The following is a 349-nucleotide window of genomic DNA, read 5'->3' on the forward strand; positions in this document are numbered from 1 at the left end:
GCTGTCGGTGGCAGTCACCGTGAACGACTCGCTGATGCTGTTAGTGCCTGCGCCGGTTGGGTGGCTGTCAGTGCCGTTGAGGGTGTAGCTGTAGCTGATTACACCGGTGCTAGCGTTGTAGCCGGTGATGGTCAGGGTGTTGCCGAAGCCAGTAGGTTCCGATTGCGGAAAAGTCGCGGCGACGCCATTGGTGACGACGCTGATACCTCCCACAGTCAAATTTTTCAGGCCATCCAGTGCGGTCACGGTGAAGGTGCCGGATTGGGTCAAAGCAGGCCCATCGATAGCGCTGCCCAGCGGCAGGTTTTTCTCGTAGACGGTGACTTCCCCGCCGTTCACTTCAAGACCA

Annotated in this window: 1 protein-coding gene; it reads right to left on the bottom strand. The window is 58.7% G+C overall.

Going from position 1 to position 349, the window contains the following annotated elements; genetic code table 11:
* Positions 1–349: hypothetical protein (locus tag BHC62_RS05950; RefSeq protein WP_143007492.1), on the bottom strand; the 349-nt coding region annotated here is incomplete at both ends.

It is taken from the genome of Pseudomonas sp. 06C 126, assembly GCF_001855215.1.
Classification (GTDB): Bacteria; Pseudomonadota; Gammaproteobacteria; order Pseudomonadales; family Pseudomonadaceae; genus Aquipseudomonas; species Aquipseudomonas proteolytica.